This window comes from Kitasatospora sp. NPDC093558, from assembly GCF_040683475.1.
GTDB lineage: Bacteria > Actinomycetota > Actinomycetes > Streptomycetales > Streptomycetaceae > Kitasatospora.
Map to the genome: position 1 here is coordinate 1 of NZ_JBFBDY010000390.1, position 5,984 is coordinate 5,984.

The window sequence follows — 5,984 nt, forward strand, 5'->3', positions numbered from 1 at the left end:
GCTCGCCGCGTGGGGCGCGGCCGGCGCGGGCATGGTCTTCGCCGTCGCCGTGGCCGGCACCTCCGTGACCCCCGCCTCGGGCGGCGCGGCCGTGCCCGCCTGGGCCGGTCCGGCCACCCTGATCGCCGGGATCGCCCTGCTGGCCGCCGCCGCGATCGGCGCCGACGGCGCCAACGCCCGCGTGGCCGGCATCGCCTTCGGCTGGCGCCAGCCGGTCGCCGCGCTCGTGGTGGCCGCCGCCGTGCTGGCCCCGCTGGGCACCGGCCTCTGGTGGGCGGTGACCGGGGCCGACGGCCCGCTGCACCGCGCCGCGCCGAGCCAGGTGCCCGCGTTCATCGCGGAGGAGGCCGGCACCAGCGACCGCGCCCGCACCCTCGTCCTGACGGGCGAGAAGAGCGGCGGAGCCGTCCGCTACACCGTGGTCCGCGGCGCCGGCCTGACGCTCGGCCAGTCCGAGTCCACCGTCGACCCGGCGACCGGCACCCAGGACGGCCTGAACAAGGTGGTCGGCAGCCTGCTGGCCGGTTCCGGTGCGGACCAGGCCGGCGCCCTGTCGGGCTACGGCATCGCGTACGTGCTGGTCGAGCGGCCCGCGATCGACGCCTTCAAGGACGTCCTGGACGCCACCCCCGGCCTGGTCAAGGCCAACCAGGACGGCGACGCCGCGCTCTGGCAGGTCAACGGCGCCGCGGCGGTCCGCGCGGTGATCACCGCCCCCGGCGCGGCCCCCGTGGTCGTCCCGTCCGGCGCCCGCGACATCGCCACGACGGTCGCGGCCGGCCAGGACGGCCGGGTGCTGCGGCTCGCCGAGAGCGCCTCCCCCGAGTGGAAGGCCACCCTGGACGGCACCGCGCTGGAGCCGACCACCGTCGACGGCTGGGCGCAGGGCTTCAAGCTCCCGGCGGGCGGCGGCAAGCTGTCCGTCACCCGGGAGGGCAGCTTGCTGCACACCGGCTGGATCTGGGCGCAGGTGCTGATCGGCCTGACGATCCTGGTGCTGGCCCTGCCCGGTCGCCGCAGCCACAAGGACGACGACCTGCCCGAGGACGTGCTGGCCGCCGCCGCGCTCGCCGCCGCGGCCCAGGCGCAGGCCCCCGCCCCCGGCAGCCGCCGGGCCCGCCGGATGGCCGAGCGCGGCGAGGGCGAGCCGGGCGCCGACGAGACCGGCGTGTACGAGGGCGCCGTCCCGCCGCAGCCCGTCGCCGATCCGATGACGGAGGCCGTCCAGGCGGCCGCCGCCCAGGACACCGAGCCGTACACGGACCCGTACCAGACGTACGAGCAGGCCGACCCGTACCGCTACGACCCCTACGCCGCGCAGCAGCCGGCGGCCGCGCAGTACGGCGGCCAGGCCCAGCACGGCTACGAGCAGCAGGGCCACTCCCAGGGCTACGGGCAGCAGGCCTACCCTCAGCAGGGCTACGAGCAGCAGCAGGGCTACGAGCAGCCGTACGAGGACCAGCAGTACGGCTACGACCCCTACCAGCAGACGGAGCACCAGCAGCCCTGGGTGCCGGGGCAGCCGCAGGCCGAGCCCTACTACGACCCGAACGACCCCAACGGGATTGGCCGGTACCCGCACCACCACGGATCGGGGAGCTGACCCGCGATGAAGAAGCCCTCCTTCGGGAAGAAGTCCTCGCCCGCCGAGGCCGAGGAGACCGGCTACCTGCCGCCGGAGCCGGACCCGGCCCCCGACGCGGACGGCGCCCCGGTGCCGGCCCGCCCCGCCGGGCGCTCGGGTGGCAGCCGCACGACGCAGTCGCTGCTGGCCGCCGCGGCCGTGCTCGCCGTGGTGTTCGGCATCGCCCAGGTCCGTCCGCCGGCCGCCCCCAAGACCGGTGACACGGGCGCCGCGGCGACCACCGCGCAGGTCGAGCGGACGGCGGCGGTCTGCCCGCAGCCGCTCCAGGGCCTGACCGGCTCGACCACGCTCACCGCCTACACCCCGCCCGGCACCGGCAGCGCGTCCGGCGGGGCCGGCTGGCTCTCCGACGCCAACGCGCCCGCGACGCCCGCGCCCGCCGCCTCGTCGGCCCCGGCCGCCCCCGCGGCCCCGGCGCCGACCGGCTCGGCCGCCCCCGACAAGGGCGGCGCGCCCGCCGACGCCCGGCTGACCGTGGCCAAGCCCGGCACCCCGGTCTCGGCCCCCGCGGCCAACGCCGACAACGCGCCCGGCAGCGGGGCCGTCGCCACCGGCGCCCTCGCCCCCGGCTTCACCGTCACGCAGACCACGACGGTCACCGAGCAGCGCGGCCTCGGCCTGTCCGGCGTCACCTGCACCCCGGCCGGCACCGGCTTCTGGTTCGCCGGGGCCAGCACCGCGGGCGACCGGACTGACTACATCAGCCTGGTGAACCCCGAGTCCTCCGCCGCCGTCGTCGACATCAAGCTCTACGGCGACAAGGGCCCGATCGACAACGACGCCGCCAACGGCATCACCGTCGCCCCCGGGAGCTCCCAGTCGATCCTGCTGCCGACCCTGACCAAGGGCGCGGTCACCGACCTCGCCGTGCACGTCGTGGCCCGCAGCGGCCGGCTCGGCGCGTTCCTGCACGCCGCCGACGGCAACAAGGGCGCCGACTGGATCCCGGCCTCGGCCGAGCCCGCCCCCACCGTGGTGCTGCCCGGCCTGCCCGCCGACACCTCGGCCGCCCGCCTGGTCGTCTGGGCGCCGCCGGAGGACGACGCCGACCTGAAGATCCAGCTCTCCGGCAAGAACGGCTGGTTCACCCCGGCCGGCAACGAGTCCATCCACGTCAAGGCGGGCATGGTCGCCGCCGTCGACCTCGGGAAGATCACCCGGGGCGAGGAGCCCGGCGGCCTGCGGCTGTCGCCCAGCGACGACAAGCACCCCACCGCGGTCGTCGCCGGGGTCCGGATCGACCGGGCCGGCTCGAACGGCAAGAGCGACGCGGCCTGGCTCACCGGCGCCGCCCCGGTCGGCGCCCGCGCCACCGTGGCCGACAACCGGGCCGGCGCGTCCACGCTGTTCCTGACGTCCACCGGCGACGCCGCCACCGTCCACGTCACCGCCTCGGCGGGCACCAACGGCGGCACCCCGGTGACCAAGGACGTCCAGGTGCCGGCCGGTGCCACGGTCGCCCTCCCGGCCCCCGAGCCCGGCGGGCTGAACGGCTCCTTCGCGCTCACCGTGGAGACCGCCTCCGGCGGCCCGGTGGTGGCCGCCCGGATGCTCGCGATCCCCACCAAGGACGTGCCGATGTTCACCGTCCAGGCGCTGCGCGACGACCACAGCACCGTCAAGGTCCCGCAGGCCTCCCAGGACCCGGGCGTCGTCCTGCGCTGACCAGGCTCCGGGGGCCCGGTCGCGGGCCCCCCGGAGCGTCAGTCCTCGTCGTAGCGCGGGTCGATGGCGTCCGGCGACAGGCCGAGCAGCTCGGCGACCTGCTCGATCAGGATCTCGTGCACCAGCGCCGCCCGGTCCTCCCGGCTCTTCGCCCGGATCTCCACGGGCCGCCGGTACACCACGATCTGGCTCTTGCGCCCCTGCTTGCCGGCCGACACCCGCCCCAGCGGCACGCCGTCCTCGGAGTCCGCGCCGTCCGCCTCGTGCAGCGGCACCTCCTGGACGGCGAACTCCACCTCGATCAGCTGCGGCCAGCGCCGTTCGAGGCGCTCCACCGACTCGCGAACGTAGTCGTCGAACAGTTCGGAGCGCGTGAGCGAGATCGGCACCTGGGGCGGTGCCAGCGGGCCGCGCAGCCCCCTGCCGTGCCGGTCGCGGTGCCGGGGTCGGCGCGAGGGTCCCGTCGATGACTGCGGTGCAGAGCTGTCCATATCACTGCCGAGGGTAGTCCTTGGACGGTCGGAAGTGGACCACTCCGGCAGGGAAACGCCCGGGGCGGGGGCGCACGCGGCAGCGGGCGGAGCGAGCGAGGCGACGGCCCCGCGCCGAAGCGCCCCCCGGGCGCACCGGACGGGCCGGTCCGAGGGGCGCGCGGCGCGACACGTCGCACCACGAGGGCGGGCGGTCTTCGCTCCCCGGCGAGGAGTGCTGTACCGTCCACCCTCGTGAGCTCTGTACGTCGTTGTTCGCGGACCGCGTGCGGCCGGCCGGCCGTCGCGACGCTGACGTACGTCTACGCGGATTCCACCGCCGTCCTGGGGCCGCTCGCCACCTACGCCGAACCGCACTGCTACGACCTGTGCGCCGAGCACGCCGAGCGCCTCACCGCCCCGCGCGGCTGGGAGGTCGTCCGGCTCGCCGCCGAGGCCGGGCCGCTGCGCCGCAGCAGCGACGACCTGGAGGCCCTCGCCAACGCCGTCCGCGAGGCCGCCCGCCCGCAGACCCCCCGTCAGGGCCGCGCCCCCGAGGGCGAGTCCACCGAGGGCGGCCGCCGCGGCCACCTCCGGGTCCTGCGCTCGCCCGACAACTGACGGCTCGCCCCGCACGGCGCGTTCGCCCGTCCCGGGTACGCTGCCCGTCTACCGTCACCGCAACCCGTCGACCGAACGGGCGGTGGCCCCGACGTATCGTGAACGATCAGTAGAGACCAGGGTGGAGCCGCAGTGCGCGACCTCAAGCAGCTCGTGAAGGCGTACGACGTCCGAGGCGTCGTCCCGGACCAGTGGGACGAGAGCCTGTCCCGGGCCTTCGGTGCGGCCTTCGTCCAGGTCACCGGCGCGACCGCGATCGTGGTCGGCCACGACATGCGGCCCTCCTCCCCGTCGCTCACCCGGGCCTTTGCGGAGGGCGCCGCCGCCTACGGCGCCGACGTCGTCCAGATCGGCCTCTGCTCGACCGACCAGCTCTACTACGCCAGCGGCAAGCTCGACCTGCCCGGCGCGATGTTCACCGCGAGCCACAACCCGGCCCAGTACAACGGCATCAAGCTGTGCCGGGCCGGCGCCGCCCCGGTCGGCCAGGACACCGGCCTCGCCGAGATCCGCGAGCTGGTCGAGTCCTGGACCGGCGAGGACGACACCGTCACCGTCCCGGCCAAGGACGTCAAGCCCGGCGCGCTCTCCGAGCAGGAGACCCTGCGCGGCTACGCCGACCACCTGCTCGGCCTGGTCGACCTCACCGCGATCCGCCCGCTCAAGGTCGCCGTCGACGCCGGCAACGGCATGGGCGGCCACACCGTGCCGACCGTCTTCGACGGCCTGCCGATAGAGCTCGTCCCGATGTACTTCGAGCTGGACGGCACCTTCCCCAACCACGAGGCCAACCCGCTCGACCCGAAGAACCTGGTCGACCTCCAGGCCAAGGTCCGCGAGGTCGGCGCCGACCTCGGCCTCGCCTTCGACGGCGACGCCGACCGCTGCTTCGTCGTCGACGAGCGCGGCGAGCCGGTCTCCCCGTCCGCCATCACCGCCCTGGTCGCCGCCCGCGAGATCGCCCGCGCCAAGGCCGCCGGCGAGGCCGAGCCGACCATCATCCACAACCTGATCACCTCCTGGACCGTCCCCGAGGTGGTCCGCGAGCTCGGCGGCACCCCGGTGCGCACCCGCGTCGGCCACTCCTTCATCAAGCAGGAGATGGCCGTCACCGACGCCGTCTTCGGCGGCGAGCACTCCGCCCACTACTACTTCCGTGACTTCTGGCGCGCCGACACCGGCATGCTCGCCGCCCTGCACGTCCTCGCCGCCCTCGGCGGGCAGCCGGGCACGCTGTCCGCGCTCACCGCCGAGTACGACCGCTACGCCGCCTCCGGCGAGATCAACAGCACCGTCGCCGACCAGGCCGACCGCTCGGCCGCCGTCCGCGCCGCCTACGCAGGCCTGGAGGGCACCACCGTCGACGAGCTGGACGGCCTCACCGTGGCCGGCCCCGACTGGTGGTTCAACCTGCGCGCCTCCAACACCGAGCCGCTGCTGCGCCTGAATGTCGAGGCCAAGGACCCGGCGAAGATGGCCGAGCTGCGCGACGGCGTCCTCGCGATCGTCCGCGCCTGACGCCTCCCGGGCGCCGACGCGCCTGAACGGAAGCGCCGGTGCCCCGGCCGGTAGGGTTGCCTATC

At 75.7% G+C, this 5,984-nt stretch carries 4 protein-coding genes and 1 pseudogene; 4 read left to right on the top strand and 1 reads right to left on the bottom strand.

Features of this window, described 5'->3' with window-relative positions; all coding sequences use genetic code 11:
• Both AB0O00_RS27200 and AB0O00_RS27205 read left to right on the top strand, forming a co-directional pair.
• A pseudogene (locus AB0O00_RS27200) lies at positions 1–1,603 on the top strand (family 2 glycosyl transferase); the annotation flags it as partial.
• Positions 1,604–1,609: 6 nt separating this feature from the next.
• Complete coding sequence (locus tag AB0O00_RS27205) at positions 1,610–3,310, top strand: DUF5719 family protein (protein ID WP_363656069.1); 1,701 nt, start codon at positions 1,610–1,612, stop codon at positions 3,308–3,310.
• A 38-nt stretch (positions 3,311–3,348) separates the two neighbouring features.
• On the opposite strand, the gene AB0O00_RS27210 is transcribed toward AB0O00_RS27205, so the two are convergent.
• The gene (locus tag AB0O00_RS27210) at positions 3,349–3,801 is read right to left on the bottom strand and encodes a metallopeptidase family protein (protein ID WP_363656071.1); all 453 of its coding nucleotides are present in this window, start codon (positions 3,799–3,801) and stop codon (positions 3,349–3,351) included.
• A 234-nt stretch (positions 3,802–4,035) separates the two neighbouring features.
• On the opposite strand from AB0O00_RS27210, the gene AB0O00_RS27215 reads away from it, so the two are divergent.
• Positions 4,036–4,401 carry a DUF3499 domain-containing protein gene (locus tag AB0O00_RS27215; RefSeq protein ID WP_280686050.1) on the top strand — a complete coding sequence of 122 codons (366 nt, stop codon included), beginning with the start codon at positions 4,036–4,038 and terminating at the stop codon, positions 4,399–4,401.
• A gap of 132 nt (positions 4,402–4,533) precedes the next feature.
• Complete coding sequence (locus AB0O00_RS27220; RefSeq protein WP_363656073.1) at positions 4,534–5,919, top strand: phosphomannomutase/phosphoglucomutase; 1,386 nt, start codon at positions 4,534–4,536, stop codon at positions 5,917–5,919.
• Positions 5,920–5,984: the final 65 nt, after the last annotated feature.